The organism is Citrobacter sp. XY323, from assembly GCF_025106035.1.
GTDB classification, from domain to species: domain Bacteria; phylum Pseudomonadota; class Gammaproteobacteria; order Enterobacterales; family Enterobacteriaceae; genus Citrobacter; species Citrobacter braakii.
The window spans coordinates 123262-140452 of sequence record NZ_JANYUK010000012.1 but is presented as its reverse complement, the minus strand read 5'-3'; the positions used below and the strand labels follow the sequence as shown (position 1 = coordinate 140452).

The window sequence follows — 17191 nt, the reverse complement described above, 5'->3', positions numbered from 1 at the left end:
CGCGCAGTATAGAGGGTTTGCGGGGCATTGTCACCCCGCACTGTGCATTCCTATCGCCAACGTGGCGGCGATGTTTCTTGAAGCGCGATAAATATTATCAAATGCCCCACGAAAGGCCTCTTCCAGCGTGCTGATGGTGGTTAATACGCTAAACACCGCATCGATACCATATTGATGCACCACCTCCACATCGCGCGTCAGGCTACCGCCAATACCAATTACCGGCTTGTGGTACTTCTTCGCGACATTCGCCACACCCACCGGCACTTTGCCGTGAATGCTCTGGCTGTCAATCCGCCCTTCTCCGGTCACCACCAGCGTACAGTCATGAATATGCTCTTCCAGATTGAGCGCCTGGGTCACAATCTCAATACCACTGCGCAACTCCGCACCTAAAAAAGCCATTAACGCGGCGCCCATTCCGCCTGCCGCACCTGAGCCAGGAACGTCTTTCACATCAACCCGCAGCGATTTTTTAATGATGTCGGCATAGTGAGACAGATTGCGGTCCAGTTCGATAATGCGTTCTTCCGTCGCCCCTTTCTGCGGGCCAAAAATGCGCGAAGCGCCAGTATCGCCGGTGAGTGGATTGGTCACATCGCAGGCCACGCGAATTGAGCAGGTTTTTAAGCGCGGATCCAGGCCCGATATATCGATGGTGTTCAGACTCCCCAGGCTTCCACCACCGTTGCCAATCTCTGTCCCGTTGGCGTCGCAGAGTTTCGCCCCCAGCGCCTGCACCATACCCGCGCCGCCGTCGTTGGTCGCACTACCGCCAATACCAATAATGATGCTCTGCGCACCGCTATCCAGCGCCTGCAAAATCAACTCCCCGGTGCCACGCGACGTGGTGACTAACGGGTTACGCTTTTCAGGTGGAACCAACGCCAGACCGCTGGCTGCCGCCATTTCGATAAACGCGGTTTTACCATCTCCAGACATGCCCCAGCAGGCATTCACTTTTTCGCCCAGCGGCCCTGTCACCCACGCTGAATGTTCACTCCCCTGCGTAGCGGCAATCATGGCTTCGACCGTTCCTTCACCACCATCGGCAACCGGGACAGAAACATATTGCGCATCGGGGAAAATTTCCCGAAATCCTTTTTCTATTGCCTGAGCTACCTCGGTGGCAGAAAGGCTTTCTTTATAAGAGTCTGGGGCAATTACGATTTTCATAGTTATGTAGCCTGACAGTGCCGCGCAAGGCAAGAAATACAGGGCGCGCATCCGCGCCCTTCTTGTTAGCGAGTGACTTCCACTTTCGCCAGTTTTTCGTAGTAGCATGCGAGTGCGCTATGATCGGCGGTGCCCAGCCCATCAGCGCGTAGCGCCTGCATCATCTCCATGACTGCAGCAGTCAGCGGTAACTGAGCGCCAACGCCATGAGAGGTATCCAGCGCGTTCGCCAGATCTTTAATATGCAGGTCGATACGGAAACCCGGCTTAAAGTTTCTGTCCATAACCATTGGCGCTTTCGCATCCAGTACGGTGCTTCCCGCCAGCCCACCACGGATCGCCTGATACACCAGATCCGGGTTTACGCCCGCTTTGGTCGCCAGCGTCAGCGCTTCGGACATTGCCGCAATGTTCAGCGCCACAATCACCTGATTCGCCAGCTTGGTGACGTTACCCGCGCCGATGTCACCGGTATGTACCACGGAACCTGCCATCGCCTTCAGCAGATCGTAATATTTGTCAAAAATCGCTTTATCACCGCCAACCATCACCGACAGAGTACCGTCGATGGCTTTCGGTTCGCCGCCGCTTACCGGCGCGTCCAGCATATCCACGCCTTTCGCTTTCAGCGCGTCGCTGATTTCACGGCTGGCTAACGGCGCGATGGAGCTCATGTCGATCAGCACTGTCCCCGGTTTCGCCCCTTCAATAATGCCGCCCTCTCCCAGCGCCACTTCTTTCACATGTGGAGAATTCGGCAGCATGGTGATGATCACATCGCACTGCTCGGCAATATCTTTCGCCGTGGCGGCGGTTTCTGCGCCTGCGGCAATCACTTCCGCAATGGATTCCGGGTTACGGTCAGCAACCACCAGCGAGTAACCTGCCTTGAGGAGGTTTTTACTCATTGGTTTACCCATAATACCGAGGCCAATAAAACCAACTTTCATTGTCATGTCTTTATCTCTCTCTACTGTCGAGGGGGGGTTATTTCTTAAAAGAATCAGCCAATTTTTGCGTGGCTGAACGGAACACGCCAAGATCGCTGCCAACGGCAACAAACGTCGCGCCCCACTCCAGATAACGACGCGCATCCGCCTCTACCGGGGCCAGAATGCCGCTTGGTTTGCCGTGTGCTTTCGCGCGGGCAAAAATGTGCTGGATAGCTTTCTGCACATCAGGATGTGACGCATTGCCGAGGTGGCCTAACGCCGCAGCCAGATCGCTTGGGCCGACGAAGACCCCGTCGACGCCTTCTGTCGCCGCGATTGCGTCAACGTTATCAACGCCCTGCTGACTTTCGATCTGCACGATGATGGTGATGTTCTTATTCGACTGCGCAAAATAGTCCGGTACGGTGCCAAACATATTGGCGCGATGGGATACGGACACGCCGCGAATACCTTCCGGCGGATAGCGGGTCGACGCCACGGCGTTCACCGCCTCTTCTTCCGTCTCCACGAACGGGATCAGGAAGTTGTAAAATCCGATATCCAGCAGGCGTTTGATAATTACCGGCTCGTTGGTCGGTACGCGCACTACCGGCGCGCTGGCGCTGCCTTTCAGCGCCATCAATTGCGGGATAAACGTCGATATGTCGTTCGGCGCGTGTTCGCCGTCCAGCACCAGCCAGTCAAAACCCGCCAGGCCTAAAACTTCGGTACTGATTGGGTTGGCTAATGCAGACCAGCAGCCAATCTGAATCTGTTGCGCCGCGAGAGCCGCTTTAAACTTATTCGGAAAAATCGTGTTATTCATCGCTTACACCTTTGTTTATTTCTGCAATTCCATACGTTTAATGTCACCGACAATAAACAGGTAGCAAACCATTGCCATCAGCGCCGAGCACCCTACAAACATCAGCGCAGCATTAAATGAGTGCAGCTCGCTCACCAGATACCCAATCACCAGCGGGGTGACGATGGAAGCCACATTGCCAAATACGTTAAATACCCCACCGCACAGACCGACAATCTCTTTCGGCGCAGTATCGGAAATCACCGGCCACCCCAGCGCCCCGAAGCCTTTACCGAAGAACGCCAGCGCCATCAGCGCCACCACCAGGGTGGTGTTATCGGTGTAGTTACACAGAATAATGGTCGAGGCGAGCAGCATTCCGAGCACAATCGGCAGCTTACGTGCCAGAGTGATGCTGAAGCCACGTTTAATCAGATAATCAGAGAACACGCCGCCGAGTACGCCACCGGCAAATCCGCACAGCGCAGGAATCGAAGCCACCAGGCCCACTTTCAGGATCGACATGCCTTTTTCCTGTACCAGGTAAATCGGGAACCAGGTGAGGAAAAACCAGGTAATTGTGTTGATAAAATACTGTCCGAAGAACACGCCGAGCATCATACGGTTAGTGAGCAACTGCTTGATATAATGCAGTTTAGGACCGCCTGACTTCACATCACCCGGCTTTTTATGGTCCATATCCACGACCGCGCCGTTTTCAGAGATAAACTTCAGCTCTTCTTGCGACATACGCGGGTGATCGGTTGGGTTATGAATAAACTTTACCCACAGCCCGGTGAGCACAAAACCAATCACGCCCATCACGGTAAAGACGTGTTCCCAGCCCCAGGCGAAGGTCAGCCAGCCCAGCAGCGGCGAAAACAGCGCCAGAGAGAAATACTGTGCGGAGTTAAAAATTGCGGACGCCGTACCGCGCTCTTTCGTCGGGAACCAGGCCGCCACGATCCGGGCATTCGCCGGGAAGGACGGCGCTTCCGAGAAGCCCAGCATAAAGCGCATGATGAACATTGAAATACCCGCCCAGGCCAGCGGGAACATGTCGACAAAGCCCTGCAGGAAGGTAAACAGCGACCAGAAGAACAGGCTGTAGGTATAGACTTTCTTTGAACCGAACTTATCCAGCAGCCAGCCGCCGGGGATTTGCATTAACAGGTAAGCCCAGCCGAAAGCGGAGAAAATGTACCCCATTGAGATGGCACTGAGCTGTAACTCTTTCGCCACTTCCGTGCCGGCAATTGACAGCGTTGCACGGTCCGCATAGTTAACGGCTGTAACGATAAATATTATCAGCAATATTAAGTAACGGGTGTGCGTGCCTTTCTTTTTCTCGACAACTGTATCCAGAATCATTCTAATTACCTCGGGTACATTAAATTTTTATTATTATTGGGTAGATATTCCTGGTGATAAATTACTGATAATAAGAATGCATAATAATTTATCAGACGCTATGAAACCGTGATTTAGTATAATCAGCAGCGCAACGTTAATCATTGTGCAAGCGCTCATTAAACATGCGTTATTAAAATAATGTTTTGGGCATATGCACACATACATGGGCGCTAATGCACACATTTACGTATTGCTACCCCTGGTGGGGCGGCCTTGCTAAGTTTAAGTGATCATCATCACATTCTTGGCGATAAACTCCTGACATTCTTATTTCACGATACCGAATCTTTATTACTTATAATTAGATTCAAAATATAAATATCCACACTATTATCACCACCTTGTTGGAGAATACTGGACAATGGCCGACATCGAAATCAGACAAGAATCGCCAACGGCGTTTTATATTAAAGTTCACGAAACAGATAATGTGGCGATAATTGTCAATGACAATGGTCTGAAAGCTGGGACGCGTTTTCCAGACGGACTGGAACTCATTGAACATATTCCCCAGGGACATAAAGTGGCGCTCCTGGATATTCCTGTTCGCGGCGAAATCGTGCGTTATGGCGAAGTGATAGGCTATGCCGTTCGCGATATCCCACGCGGCAGTTGGATTGATGAATCAATGGTTGAGCTACCCAAGGCCCCGCCGCTGGAGACGCTGCCGCTGGCAACCAAAGTGCCAGAACCGCTGCCGCCTCTTGAAGGTTACACCTTCGAAGGTTATCGCAATGCAGACGGTAGTGTCGGCACCAAGAATCTGCTCGGTATTTCCACCAGTGTGCACTGCGTGGCGGGCGTGGTGGATTATGTGGTGAAAATCATTGAGCGCGATCTGCTGCCAAAATACCCGAACGTTGACGGCGTGGTCGGACTCAATCATCTTTACGGCTGCGGCGTGGCGATTAATGCCCCAGCCGCCATCGTGCCGATTCGTACCATTCACAATATTGCGCTAAACCCGAACTTTGGCGGTGAAGTGATGGTCATTGGCCTCGGCTGCGAAAAACTGCAGCCAGAGCGCCTGCTGGAAGGTACGCACGATGTGAAAAGTATTCCGGTCGACAGCGCCAGCATCGTCAGCCTGCAGGATGAAAAACACGTTGGCTTTCAATTGATGGTTGCCGATATTTTGCAGGTGGCCGAACGCCATCTGGCAAAACTCAATCAACGCCAGCGTGAAACCTGCCCGGCGTCAGAACTGGTGGTCGGCATGCAGTGCGGCGGCAGCGATGCGTTTTCAGGCGTGACGGCCAACCCGGCGGTCGGTTATGCCTCCGACCTGTTAGTACGCTGCGGCGCCACCGTAATGTTCTCTGAGGTTACCGAAGTGCGCGATGCCATCCATCTTCTGACCCCACGTGCGATTAACGAAGAAGTAGGTAAACGCCTGCTCGAAGAGATGGCCTGGTACGATAACTACCTTGATATGGGCAAAACGGATCGCAGCGCCAACCCTTCTCCTGGCAACAAGAAAGGCGGTCTGGCAAACGTGGTGGAAAAAGCGCTGGGTTCTATTGCCAAGTCTGGCAAGAGCGCGATTGTCGAAGTCTTGTCGCCGGGCCAACGCCCAACCAAACGTGGCCTGATTTACGCGGCTACACCCGCCAGCGATTTTGTCTGCGGTACGCAGCAGGTCGCTTCCGGGATCACCGTGCAGGTGTTCACCACCGGTCGCGGTACGCCGTACGGCCTGATGGCCGTGCCGGTGATAAAAATGGCGACCCGTACCGAGCTGGCCAACCGTTGGTTTGACCTGATGGACATCAACGCAGGCACCATCGCCACCGGGGAAGAAACCATTGAAGACGTGGGTCTGAAACTGTTCGAGTTTATTCTCGACGTCGCCAGCGGGCGTAAGAAAACCTTCTCGGATCAATGGGGACTGCATAACCAACTGGCGGTGTTTAACCCGGCGCCAGTGACCTGATTATCCACGTTTTTTCTTCATGAGCATGCCTTCGGGCATGCTTTTTTTTTCGCCATATACTTTCGCAACCCTCCCTTTTCTTTCGAAACTTTCATTTATCAGATCGAAATCACAAAAAAACGTTACGAAACCCTATACTTTATTTCGAAGAAAGCAATCGAAAGACTTCGGAGGAAGTATGTTTATCATCTCAAGCAAAATGATGCTGAAGAAGGCACAGCGAGAAGGCTATGCCGTACCGGCGTTTAACATTCACAACCTGGAGACCTTACAGGTTGTCGTGGAAACAGCAGCCGAACTACGCTCTCCGTTGATCGTCGCCGGCACGCCTGGCACTTTTAGCTATGCCGGTGTCGGTAATATCGTTGCAATCGCCAGTGAACTGGCAAGATGCTGGAACCATCCTCTCGCCATCCATCTCGATCACCATGAAAGCGCCACCGATATTGAAGAGAAAGTCGCTACAGGTATTCGCTCCGTCATGATCGATGGTTCCCATCTGCCGTTTGTCGACAACATTGCGTTAGTTAAACACGTAACAGATTACTGCCATCGCTATGACGTTAGCGTTGAAGCTGAGCTGGGACGGTTGGGTGGACAAGAAGATGACCTAATCGTGGACGGAAAAGATGCGCTTTATACCCACCCAGAACAGGCTCGGGAGTTCGTGGAAAAAACCGGTATCGACTCACTGGCGGTCGCGATTGGCACGGCTCATGGTCTGTATAGCACTGAACCTAAACTGGATTTTGAACGGCTAACAGAAATTCGTCAGTCCGTTGATATTCCACTGGTTCTACATGGCGCATCCGGCCTGCCAGCACATGATATTAAGCGCGCCATCTCTTTAGGGATCTGCAAAGTCAACGTCGCTACCGAACTCAAAATCGCCTTTTCTGGCGCACTCAAAACCTATCTGAGTACACATACCAATGCGAATGACCCACGGCATTACATGGTGCCAGCAAAAGCCGCCATGAAAGAAGTGGTACGTAAAGTCATTGCCGACTGCGGTTGCGAAGGAAAACTATAAGTAACTGATTAATATGAATTGTATGAATTCTGGCAAAGGTCTGTTTTAAAGCTGGATCACGAAAGCTGCTTTTACCCTTTGCCTTCAATCCAAAAATATTATGAAGATAAACAAAAGATATCGGAGATAGAAGTGAAAGAAATAATCTCTCGTCATAAAGCAGGTGAACATTTAGGTATTTGTTCTGTTTGTTCAGCACATCCGTTGGTCATTGAATCCGCATTACGCTTTGATCTCAATACGGACAGTAAAGTTCTGATCGAAGCAACGTCTAATCAGGTTAATCAGTTTGGTGGCTATACCGGGATGAAACCCGCCGATTTCCGTGATTTTGTCTATGGCATCGCACAAGAAATTGGCTTCCCTCGAGAAAGACTGATCCTGGGGGGCGATCACCTCGGCCCTAACTGCTGGCAAAATGAAGTAGCGGCAGAAGCGATGGAGAAATCCGTAGCCTTGATTAAAGCTTACGTCGCCGCAGGATTCAGCAAAATCCATCTTGATGCTTCAATGTCCTGCGCTGACGATCCGACACCGCTAGACCCGATGGTTGTTGCTCAGCGAGCAGCCATACTTTGCCAGGCAGCAGAATCAACAGCAACCGAAGAACAGAAACGCCAACTGACTTACGTGATTGGCACAGAAGTTCCCGTACCAGGAGGAGAAGCCACCACCATCGGTAGCGTTCATGTCACACGTGAAGAAGATGCCGCCCGGACACTGGAAACCCATCAGGTTGCCTTCAGTGCATTAGGGCTTGAAGAAGCGTTAACGCGCGTAATCGCCATTGTGGTCCAGCCCGGCGTCGAATTCGATCACACTCAAATTATTCACTATCAGCCACAAGCTGCAAAAGCGCTTTCCGCCTGGGTCAAAGAGACCCCAATGGTCTACGAAGCGCATTCTACCGATTATCAAACCCGCCAGGCATACCGTGCGCTGGTACGCGATCACTATGCGATTTTGAAAGTGGGTCCAGCACTCACCTTCGCTCTGCGTGAAGCTATTTTTGCCCTTGCGCAAATGGAAAATGAACTGGTATCTCCGGAGCAGAGAAGCCGGGTATTGGAAGTGATTGACGAAGTTATGTTGAATGAACCGGGCTACTGGAAAAAATACTATCGCCCAACCTGGAGTCAGGCGATGGTTGATATTCACTTCAGTCTCTCCGACCGTATTCGTTACTACTGGCCGCATCCCCGCATTCGTCAAAGCGTAGAGAAATTAATAACCAATCTTAATGACGTCGCTTTACCACTGGGGCTAATTAGCCAATTTATGCCCGTGCAATTTGAGCGTCTGTCTGAAGGAACGTTAACCGCGACGCCACACAATCTGATTATCGACAAAATTCAGGACGTTCTGCGCGCCTATCGCTTTGGTTGCGCACCAGCACTTGCCTGAAATCAGGAGAATATATGAGCCAACTTTTTGTCCGAACAGGAATTAACTTTAGCTCGTGTCAGCATGCGCTGACACATATTGGGGAGGAGATGCTGGCCAAAGGGGTCGTGCACGAAAGCTACCCGCAGGCCCTGATTGAGCGTGAAGCAACCTTTCCAACTGGAATAGCGCTGGAACGTCATGCCGTTGCGATTCCACATTGTGAAGCTGTTCATGCTAAATCTCCTGCTATCTATCTGATTCGCCCGGATACACCGGTCAACTTTCAACAAGCGGATGATGATGAAGAGATCGCCGTCTCTTTAATTATCGCCTTAATCGTTGAGAACCCGACGGCACAACTGAAGCTCCTGCGTCGTCTGTTTAGTGAGCTACAAAACCCGAACACCATTGAAGCGTTACTGAATGCGCCCGATGCAGAACTGGCAATGCTCTTTCGGGAAAAAATCCTTGAGTCTGAGCTCTGTGCCCAGATTTGATAAAAAACTGATAATAAAAGGAATACCCTATGAAACGTAAAGTAATTGTGGCCTGTGGCGGTGCTGTAGCAACTTCAACAATGGCTGCGGAAGAAATTAAAGAACTCTGTGAAGCCAACAATATACAACTCGACCTGGTTCAGTGTCGTGTAACAGAAATCGAAACCTATATGGACGGCGCAGACCTCATTTGTACCACGGCTCGCGTTGACCGTACATTTGGCGATATCCCGGTGGTTCACGGCATGCCTTTTGTCTCAGGCGTGGGTATCGAAGCATTGCAGCAAAAAATCCTGACCATCCTCGTGGGGTAACGCCATGTTTAGCGAAATAATGCGTTATATCCTCGATTTAGGTCCAACGGTTATGCTGCCGTTAGTGATCATCATCTTCTCAAAATTGCTGGGAATGAAGCTCGGGGATTGTTTTAAATCTGGTCTGCATATCGGGATTGGGTTTGTCGGCATCGGTCTGGTAATCGGCCTGATGCTGGACTCTATTGGACCTGCCGCAAAAGCAATGGCAGAACAGTTTCAAATCAACCTGCACGTCATCGATGTCGGCTGGCCTGGTTCATCACCGATGACCTGGGCTTCGCAAATTGCGTTAATTGCGATTCCTGTCGCCATTGGGGTGAATATCCTGATGCTGGTTACCCGCATGACCCGTGTGGTGAATGTCGACATCTGGAATATCTGGCATATGACGTTTACCGGCGCCATGTTGCATCTGGCGACCGGTTCATACTGGTTGGGCATCCTCGGTGTGGTTGTTCATGCCGCCTTCGTTTACAAACTGGGCGACTGGTTTGCCAAAGACACGCGCGACTTTTTTGGCCTGGAAGGCATCGCCATTCCACATGGTTCCTCGGCATATCTGGGCCCGATAGCGGTCCTGGTTGATACGATCATTGAAAAAATCCCAGGTCTGAACCGCATTCATTTCAGTGCGGATGATGTACAAAAACGCTTCGGCCCCTTCGGAGAACCCGTCACCGTCGGTTTTGTGATGGGGTTAGTGATCGGCATGCTGGCAGGGTATGACGTTAAAGCTGTGCTCCAACTGGCGGTTAAAACAGCTGCCGTTATGTTGCTCATGCCACGCGTAATTAAACCGATTATGGATGGACTCACTCCCATTGCAAAGCATGCTCGCAAGCGCCTGCAGGCAAAATTTGGTGGACAGGAGTTCTTGATTGGCCTGGATCCTGCGCTACTGCTCGGCCATACGTCGGTGGTTTCCGCCAGTCTTATCTTTATCCCGCTGACCATTCTGATTGCCGTTCTGGTACCAGGAAACCAGGTTCTGCCATTCGGCGATCTCGCGACCATTGGTTTCTTTGTCGCCATGGCGGTAGCCGTTCATCAGGGAAACCTTTTCCGCACGCTGATCTCCGGCGTCATCATCATGGGTATCACCCTTTGGATAGCCACGCAAACCATTGGTTTACATACCCAGCTAGCCGCCAATGCGGGCGCATTGAAAGCTGGTGGCATGGTGGCTTCAATGGACCAGGGCGGTTCCCCAATCACCTGGCTGCTAATCCAGCTCTTCACCTGGCAGAACGTGGTGGGTTTCATCATTATCGGTGCTATTTACCTGTTGGGTGTACTGCTGACCTGGCGTCGGGCGCGTAATTTCGTGGCGGCTGAAAAAGCGGCAGCCATAACAGAAAGCCAGACCGCATCTTAATTTCTGGGGAGCATTTGCTCCCCTTCACTTTTCTGGAGACACTTATGAAATCAGTGGTTATTCACGCTGAGGGCGACGTACGCGTTGAAGAACGTCCCATACCACAACTACAAACTGATGAAGATGTACTGGTCAAGGTGGTCAGTTCAGGGCTTTGCGGCTCAGATATTCCCCGAGTCTTCAATCATGGCGCTCACTATTATCCAATCACACTTGGGCATGAGTTCAGTGGCTATGTTGAGTCTTACGGCGCGGGCGTAACCGATCTACAACCCGGAGATGCCGTTGCCTGCGTACCGCTGCTCCCCTGCTTCCACTGTCCTCAGTGCGAGCGTGGATATTTCTCATTGTGTAAGCAATATCAGTTTGTCGGATCGCGCAGCGAAGGCGGCAATGCAGAATATGTGGTGGTAAAACGCGCCAACCTGTTCCGCCTGCCTTCAGAAATGCCGATTGATGATGGCGCATTCATTGAGCCCATTACCGTTGGCCTGCATGCTTTTCACCTCGCTCAGGGATGCGAAGGCAAAAACGTGATCATCGTTGGTGCAGGTACTATCGGTTTACTGGCAATGCAATGTGCTCGCGAACTCGGCGCAAAAAGCATCACGGCGATTGATATCAACCCGCAGAAGCTGGCGTTAGCAAAAGAACTGGGGGCAACCTATGTGTTTAACAGTCGGGAGATGAGTGCGACCGAGATCCACTCCGGTCTGGAGAACATTCAATTTGACCAACTCATCCTGGAGACTGCGGGAACCCCACAAACTGTTACTCTGTCGATCGAAATTGCCGGACCTCGCGCTCAACTGGCATTAGTCGGTACGCTGCATCACGATCTGGCGCTAGCTTCAGGTGTTTTTGGGCAAATATTGCGTAAAGAGTTAACCATCCTTGGCAGTTGGATGAACTATTCCAGCCCATGGCCTGGAGAAGAGTGGGAAACCGCTGCCCGTTTACTCACGGAGAAACGCTTACAGCTTGAGCCGTTAATTGCCCACAGTGGTGATGCCGACAGCTTTGCCAGCGCCGTCAAGTCACTCAATGGCGCGCCGATGCAGGGGAAAATTCTGCTCAAACTCTCCTGACCCAACGAGCCAGCAACCTGCGCTGGCTCACATTTACTTTCGAAATTTAGCGTTCACCTTTCGCAATCCTTCGATTAAACTAGTGGCAGTCAAATTATCAGGCAAATCAATATGAACTCATTTGAGAGAAGGAATAAAATTGTCGACCTGATTAATACGCAAGGTAGCGTACTGGTAATGGATCTTTCGAATACCTTTGGTATTTCTGAAGTAACCATTCGCGCCGACCTGCGGTTATTAGAAGAGAAGGGTCTGGTCACCCGTTTTCATGGCGGTGCGGCAAAACCAGGAAGCCATCTGGCTGAAGGTGACAATCAGGAAGTATTATTAGAAGACCGGTATCAGCTTGCCAGCGATCCCAAAAAGCGGATCGCTCAGGCTGCAACGGCAATGGTCGAGGAAGGAATGACCGTGATTCTGGATAGCGGAAGCACGACCTTACTGATCGCTGAGGCGCTAAACCGAAAAAGTAATATCACAGTTATTACCAATAGCCTGCCCGCTGCGTTTACGTTATCGGAAAACAAAGACATTACGCTGGTCGTCTGCGGCGGCACGGTGCGTCACAAAACTCATTCAATGCATGGCACTATCGCTGAACGTTCCCTTCAAGGGATAAGCGCAGACCTGATGTTCGTTGGCGCCGACGGGATTGATGCCACTAATGGTATAACGACATTCAACGAAGGCTATTCGATTAGTAGCGTGATGGCTGCTGCGGCACATAAGGTTATTGCCGTACTGGATGCAACAAAATTTAACCGACGAGGTTTTAATCAGGTACTTCCAATGGAGAAGATTAACTGCGTAATAACCGACGACAGTATCAGCAAACAGGATAAATCAGCGCTGGCCAAAACAGGGGTTGAACTGCTGGTCGTTTAAATTACCCTCCATAGCCCCCCTTTCGTCGCGCCAACGCGTTGCAGTTTACCTTTTAGCTGCAACGCTTTCAGATAGCGTTCTACAGTTCGGGCTGAGATTTCACACTCATCAGCGATACTTTTGGCGGATCTGCCTGGCTGATTCGACAAGATTTGTAGTATGCGTTTTTCAATATCCAGTAAATCAGGCGACATTTCTTCCGACATTTCTTCCGACATTTCTTCCGACATTTCTTCCGACAGGGCTGATGATTTCCCCAATCCCTCTTGCAAAGCAGAGATGATGTTTTCAAGGATAAATTCTATAAATGGCGTGCAGCTACTTTGCCGATCGCACTGCCCTAACACCTGGTAGTAGCGATCCTGTTGGTAGTGGATCAGTGTCTCTACTGGTAACCACGCCAATTCCGATCGCCACTCACGGAGGATTAATGTCTGCCACAACCGGCCCATCCGTCCATTGCCGTCGGCAAAAGGATGAATGAATTCAAATTCATAATGGAAAATAGCACCAGCAATCAGTGGGTGGAGCTCTGTCGTTTTTAACCAGCCCAGTAGGTCATTCATCAATCGAAGAACTTGTGACGCCGGTGGGGCCATATGGATAAGCTGTTTCTCCCTGTAAACACCGACATTGCCGGATCGCAATTGACCCGGGTTATCGACAAGCCCCATCATCAGGATTTGATGTGCCTGTAAAAGATCGGAGAGTCTTTCACTTTTCCACTCTGACATTTTTTCATAGGCCAGAATCGCATTTCTGACTTCCTGTATATCTTTAGCCGGAGCCAGAATACGTTTCCCCTCCATCAGAGCGGTGACTTGTTCCGTAGTCAACGAATTATGCTCAATCGCTAAAGAGGCCTGAATAGTGCGAATACGATTCTCTTTGCGCAAAAGAGGAGATGCCCTACCAGCCATCGCCGCCCAATTTCCCATCAACTCCCCAATTTCAATGACTTGATTGAGGATCAATGGAGTGATGACGAAAGGTGGTTGGTAGGTACTCACTGTTACTCCCCCTGCTGTTCCAGCGCGTACTTATACAGCGCATTCTTCTTCACGCCGTGGATCTCAGCGGCCAGTGCGGCGGCCTTTTTCAGCGGCAGCTCTGCCTGCAATAAGGCCAGCGTACGCAGCGCATCAGCCGGAAGGTCGTCTTCTTGCGCTTTGTGTCCTTCGACAATCAGCACCATTTCGCCTTTTCGACGGTTTTCATCTTCCTTGACCCACGCCAGCAGTTCGCCGACCGGCGCGCCGTGAATGGTTTCCCAGGTTTTGGTCAACTCACGCGCCAACACCACGTAGCGGGATTCGCCCCAGACGGCAACCATGTCTTCCAGGCTATCCAGCAAACGGTGGGTAGATTCATAAAAAATAAGCGTACGCGGTTCAGCCTCAATGGCTTTCATCGCATCACGACGCCCTTTCGATTTGGCAGGCAGAAAACCTTCATAGCAAAAGCGGTCTGAAGGCAGACCTGCAGCGCTCAGGGCAGCAATCGCCGCGCAAGGGCCTGGCAGGGGAACAACGCGGATCCCTGCTTCGCGACAGGTCCGTACCAGATGGTAGCCAGGATCGTTAATCAGCGGCGTTCCGGCATCGGAAACCAGCGCAATGTTTTGCCCTTCTTTAAGCTTCGCCACCAGCGTTTCGGCCTTTTGCTGCTCGTTGTGATCATGTAAAGCGAACAAACGCGCGTTAATCGCGAAGTGTTGTAACAAGAGTCCTGTATGACGAGTGTCTTCAGCGGCAATCAAATCAACGGCTTGTAAAACTTCGAGCGCTCGTTGGGTAATATCAGCCAAATTTCCTATAGGAGTAGGTACAATAAAGAGTTGGCCTTGAGAATTATCCGCCGATTCGTGTTGTTTCATTGTGTCGTCCGTATTGCCGATTTAATATTGAGCATTGAGTAAAAAAATATCACTGGATACAGTATGGTACCCTCAACATTTTCTCGTTTGAAAGCCGCACGCGCGCTACCAGTCATTCTGGCTGCACTGATTTTTGCAGGCTGTGGCACCCAGGCACCAGACCAGAGTGCAGCCCATATGCAGGGCACTGCGCAGGCTGATTCCGGCTTTTATCTGCAACAAATGCAGCAAAGCTCAGATGATAGCAAGACCAACTGGCAATTACTCGCCATTCGTGCACTGCTGAAAGAAGGCAAGAGCCAGCAGGCTTTCGAGCTGTTCAACCAGCTACCACAGAAGCTAAGCGATACCCAGCGTCGTGAGCAGTCACTGCTGGCTGTCGAAATTAAGCTCGCGCAGAAAGATGTCGCTGGCGCACAGGCCCTGCTGGATAAGCTAACCCCCGCCGATTTTGATCAAAACCAGCAGGCGAGATACTGGCAGGCGCAAATCGACGTCAACCAGGGTCGTCCATCGCTGACTTTACTGCGCGCCCTGATCGCCCAGGAACCGCTGCTGGCCGCGAACGCTAAGCAGAAAAACATGGATGCCACCTGGCAGGCGCTGTCATCCATGACCCAGGAGCAAGCGCAGACGCTGGTCATCAATGCGGATGAAAACGTGCTGCAAGGCTGGTTAGATCTCCAGCGCGTCTGGTTCGATAACCGTAACGATCCAGACATGATGAAAGCCGGTATTGCTGACTGGCAGAAACGTTATCCACAAAACCCGGGGGCAAAACTGTTGCCAACGCAGTTGGTTAACGTGCAGAGCTTTAAACCCGCTTCCACCAGCAAAATTGCTCTGCTGCTGCCGCTGAACGGTCAGGCTGCGGTGTTTGGCCGTACTATTCAGCAAGGCTTTGAAGCTGCGAAAAATATGGGTACTCAACCCGTAGCGGACCCTGCTGTTGCCGCGCCTGCTGCGGATACAGCGGCTGCGACGACCACGGAACAGCCGCAAACGACTGACGGTGTTGCCAGCCCGGCTCAGGCGTCAGTAAGCGATCTGACCAACGAGACGCCAGCACAGCCAGAAGCTACAGCTCCACAACCAACAGCGCCTGCGCAGCCAACAACCGCCAGCGCACCAGCGAATCCGTCCGCGGAGCTGAAAATCTACGACACGTCATCACAGCCGCTGAATCAGATCCTGACTCAGGTTCAGCAGGATGGCGCCAGCATCGTGGTTGGCCCACTGTTGAAGAACAATGTTGAAGAGCTGATGAAAAGCAACACGCCATTAAACGTCCTGGCGCTTAATCAGCCGGAGTCGGTGAAAAACCTGCCGAACGTCTGCTACTTCGCTCTGTCGCCAGAAGATGAAGCGCGCGACGCAGCACGCCACATTCGCGATCAAGGAAAGCAGACGCCGCTGTTGTTGATCCCGCGGAGTTCGTTAGGCGATCGCGTTGCCAACGCCTTTGCACAGGAGTGGCAAAAACTGGGTGGCGGCGTGGTGCTGCAGCAGAAGTTCGGCTCCACCGCTGAGCTGAAAATGGGCGTCAACGGCGGCTCGGGGATTTCCCTGACGGGCAGCCCGGTGGCCTCTTCTGTACCCGCGCAGCCTGGCGTGACGATTGGCGGTCTGACCATTCCGGCAGCACCTACCGATGCGCAAATCACCGGCGGCAGCGGTCGTGTTGATGCCGTATATATTCTGGCAACGCCGGAAGAAATTGCATTTATAAAGCCGATGATCGCCATGCGCAACGGTAGCCAGAGCGGTGCCACGCTGTACGCCAGCTCCCGTAGCGCGCAGGGAACTGCCGGCCCGGATTTCCGTCTGGAGATGGAAGGCTTGCAGTACAGCGAAATTCCGATGCTGGCAGGCGCTAACGCCCCTCTCATGCAGCAGGCGCTGGGCGCGGTTCGTAACGACTACTCGCTGGCACGTATGTACGCGATGGGCGTCGATGCCTGGTCGCTTGCCAACCACTTCTCGCAAATGCGTCAGGTGCAGGGTTTCGAAATTAACGGCAACACCGGAGCCTTAACCGCAACGCAGGATTGTGTGATTAACAGGAAGTTATCATGGCTCAAATACCAGCAAGGACAAGTCGTCCCCGCCAGTTAACGAGTAAACAGACCGGTGACGCGTGGGAATCCACCGCGCGTGACTGGCTGCAGAGCAGGGGACTGCATTTTATCGCCGCCAACGTGCATGAGCGTGGCGGCGAAATCGACCTGATAATGCGTGAAGGCAACACCACCGTATTTGTTGAGGTTCGCTATCGGCGCTCAGCCCAGTTTGGCGGTGCAGCGGCGAGTGTGACCCGGAGCAAACAACACAAATTATTACAGACTGCCCGCTTGTGGCTTGCGCGCCACAATGGAAGTTTTGATACTGTGGATTGCCGGTTCGATGTGTTAGCCTTCACCGGAAATGATGTTGAGTGGTTTAAGGACGCGTTCAACGACCGCTCATAGTTGAAGA

At 51.9% G+C, this 17191-nt stretch carries 16 protein-coding genes; 10 read left to right on the top strand and 6 right to left on the bottom strand.

The annotated features are described in order from the left end of the window. Positions 1–30 precede the first annotated feature (30 nt). The 4 genes from garK to garP all read right to left on the bottom strand — a co-directional run bounded on the left by garK (position 31) and on the right by garP (position 4284). Positions 31–1176, bottom strand: coding sequence for a glycerate 2-kinase (garK, locus tag N0B36_RS16645; protein WP_181220883.1), 1146 nt, complete (start codon positions 1174–1176; stop codon positions 31–33). Positions 1177–1241: 65 nt separating this feature from the next. Beyond that, a complete protein-coding gene (gene garR / locus N0B36_RS16640; RefSeq protein WP_003840019.1) occupies positions 1242–2132 on the bottom strand; it encodes a 2-hydroxy-3-oxopropionate reductase in 891 nt (296 codons plus the stop codon). 31 nt (positions 2133–2163) lie between these two features. Then, on the bottom strand, positions 2164–2934 hold the full coding sequence (gene garL, locus N0B36_RS16635; RefSeq protein WP_216403293.1) for a 2-dehydro-3-deoxyglucarate aldolase: 771 nt from the start codon (positions 2932–2934) through the stop codon (positions 2164–2166). 15 nt (positions 2935–2949) lie between these two features. Then, entirely contained in the window at positions 2950–4284 is a 1335-nt protein-coding gene (garP, locus tag N0B36_RS16630; RefSeq protein WP_003024898.1) for a galactarate/glucarate/glycerate transporter GarP, read from the bottom strand. Positions 4285–4687: 403 nt separating this feature from the next. Between garP and garD the strand changes: the two genes are divergently transcribed. The 8 genes from garD (at position 4688) to N0B36_RS16590 (ending at position 12840) form a co-directional block, all read left to right on the top strand. Beyond that, a complete protein-coding gene (garD, locus tag N0B36_RS16625; protein ID WP_216403294.1) occupies positions 4688–6259 on the top strand; it encodes a galactarate dehydratase in 1572 nt (523 codons plus the stop codon). Between the two features lie 178 nt (positions 6260–6437). Continuing rightward, positions 6438–7292 (top strand): tagatose bisphosphate family class II aldolase, encoded by an 855-nt coding sequence (locus N0B36_RS16620; RefSeq protein WP_181220885.1) that lies wholly within the window; start codon positions 6438–6440, stop codon positions 7290–7292. A 132-nt stretch (positions 7293–7424) separates the two neighbouring features. Further along, a complete protein-coding gene (gene gatZ, locus N0B36_RS16615) occupies positions 7425–8696 on the top strand; it encodes a tagatose-bisphosphate aldolase subunit GatZ (RefSeq protein ID WP_181220886.1) in 1272 nt (423 codons plus the stop codon). 14 nt (positions 8697–8710) lie between these two features. Further along, positions 8711–9175, top strand: a complete 465-nt coding sequence (gene gatA, locus N0B36_RS16610) for a PTS galactitol transporter subunit IIA (protein WP_019077770.1) — start codon at positions 8711–8713, stop codon at positions 9173–9175. Positions 9176–9204: 29 nt separating this feature from the next. Next, positions 9205–9489, top strand: a complete 285-nt coding sequence (gatB, locus tag N0B36_RS16605; RefSeq protein ID WP_003828616.1) for a PTS galactitol transporter subunit IIB — start codon at positions 9205–9207, stop codon at positions 9487–9489. A 4-nt stretch (positions 9490–9493) separates the two neighbouring features. Beyond that, on the top strand, positions 9494–10867 hold the full coding sequence (locus tag N0B36_RS16600; RefSeq protein ID WP_016154648.1) for a galactitol-specific PTS transporter subunit IIC: 1374 nt from the start codon (positions 9494–9496) through the stop codon (positions 10865–10867). Positions 10868–10911: 44 nt separating this feature from the next. After that, positions 10912–11955, top strand: a complete 1044-nt coding sequence (gene gatD / locus N0B36_RS16595) for a galactitol-1-phosphate 5-dehydrogenase (RefSeq protein WP_016154649.1) — start codon at positions 10912–10914, stop codon at positions 11953–11955. Positions 11956–12066: 111 nt separating this feature from the next. Next, entirely contained in the window at positions 12067–12840 is a 774-nt protein-coding gene (locus tag N0B36_RS16590; protein ID WP_003828620.1) for a DeoR/GlpR family DNA-binding transcription regulator, read from the top strand. Here N0B36_RS16590 and N0B36_RS16585 read toward each other — a convergent pair. Both N0B36_RS16585 and rsmI read right to left on the bottom strand, forming a co-directional pair. Beyond that, positions 12837–13850 carry a Fic family protein gene (locus tag N0B36_RS16585; RefSeq protein WP_200047076.1) on the bottom strand — a complete coding sequence of 338 codons (1014 nt, stop codon included), beginning with the start codon at positions 13848–13850 and terminating at the stop codon, positions 12837–12839. The two genes, N0B36_RS16590 and N0B36_RS16585, sit on opposite strands and share 4 nt — an antisense overlap. Before the next feature lie 2 nt (positions 13851–13852). Further along, positions 13853–14716 carry a 16S rRNA (cytidine(1402)-2'-O)-methyltransferase gene (rsmI, locus tag N0B36_RS16580; protein WP_016154652.1) on the bottom strand — a complete coding sequence of 288 codons (864 nt, stop codon included), beginning with the start codon at positions 14714–14716 and terminating at the stop codon, positions 13853–13855. 63 nt (positions 14717–14779) lie between these two features. On the opposite strand from rsmI, the gene N0B36_RS16575 reads away from it, so the two are divergent. After that, positions 14780–16831 (top strand): penicillin-binding protein activator, encoded by a 2052-nt coding sequence (locus N0B36_RS16575; protein ID WP_046275524.1) that lies wholly within the window; start codon positions 14780–14782, stop codon positions 16829–16831. Next, entirely contained in the window at positions 16789–17184 is a 396-nt protein-coding gene (locus N0B36_RS16570; RefSeq protein ID WP_216404065.1) for a YraN family protein, read from the top strand. Before N0B36_RS16575 ends, N0B36_RS16570 begins: the two co-directional genes overlap by 43 nt. The last annotated feature ends 7 nt before the right edge of the window (positions 17185–17191 follow it).

Coding starts and splice junctions, on each gene's coding strand:
- garK (WP_181220883.1), bottom strand. CDS start 1,176: ATGAAAATCGTAATTGCCCCAGACTCTTATAAAGAAAGCCTTTCTGCC.
- garR (WP_003840019.1), bottom strand. CDS start 2,132: ATGACAATGAAAGTTGGTTTTATTGGCCTCGGTATTATGGGTAAACCA.
- garL (WP_216403293.1), bottom strand. CDS start 2,934: ATGAATAACACGATTTTTCCGAATAAGTTTAAAGCGGCTCTCGCGGCG.
- garP (WP_003024898.1), bottom strand. CDS start 4,284: ATGATTCTGGATACAGTTGTCGAGAAAAAGAAAGGCACGCACACCCGT.
- garD (WP_216403294.1), top strand. CDS start 4,688: ATGGCCGACATCGAAATCAGACAAGAATCGCCAACGGCGTTTTATATT.
- N0B36_RS16620 (WP_181220885.1), top strand. CDS start 6,438: ATGTTTATCATCTCAAGCAAAATGATGCTGAAGAAGGCACAGCGAGAA.
- gatA (WP_019077770.1), top strand. CDS start 8,711: ATGAGCCAACTTTTTGTCCGAACAGGAATTAACTTTAGCTCGTGTCAG.
- gatB (WP_003828616.1), top strand. CDS start 9,205: ATGAAACGTAAAGTAATTGTGGCCTGTGGCGGTGCTGTAGCAACTTCA.
- N0B36_RS16600 (WP_016154648.1), top strand. CDS start 9,494: ATGTTTAGCGAAATAATGCGTTATATCCTCGATTTAGGTCCAACGGTT.
- gatD (WP_016154649.1), top strand. CDS start 10,912: ATGAAATCAGTGGTTATTCACGCTGAGGGCGACGTACGCGTTGAAGAA.
- N0B36_RS16590 (WP_003828620.1), top strand. CDS start 12,067: ATGAACTCATTTGAGAGAAGGAATAAAATTGTCGACCTGATTAATACG.
- rsmI (WP_016154652.1), bottom strand. CDS start 14,716: ATGAAACAACACGAATCGGCGGATAATTCTCAAGGCCAACTCTTTATT.
- N0B36_RS16575 (WP_046275524.1), top strand. CDS start 14,780: ATGGTACCCTCAACATTTTCTCGTTTGAAAGCCGCACGCGCGCTACCA.
- N0B36_RS16570 (WP_216404065.1), top strand. CDS start 16,789: ATGGCTCAAATACCAGCAAGGACAAGTCGTCCCCGCCAGTTAACGAGT.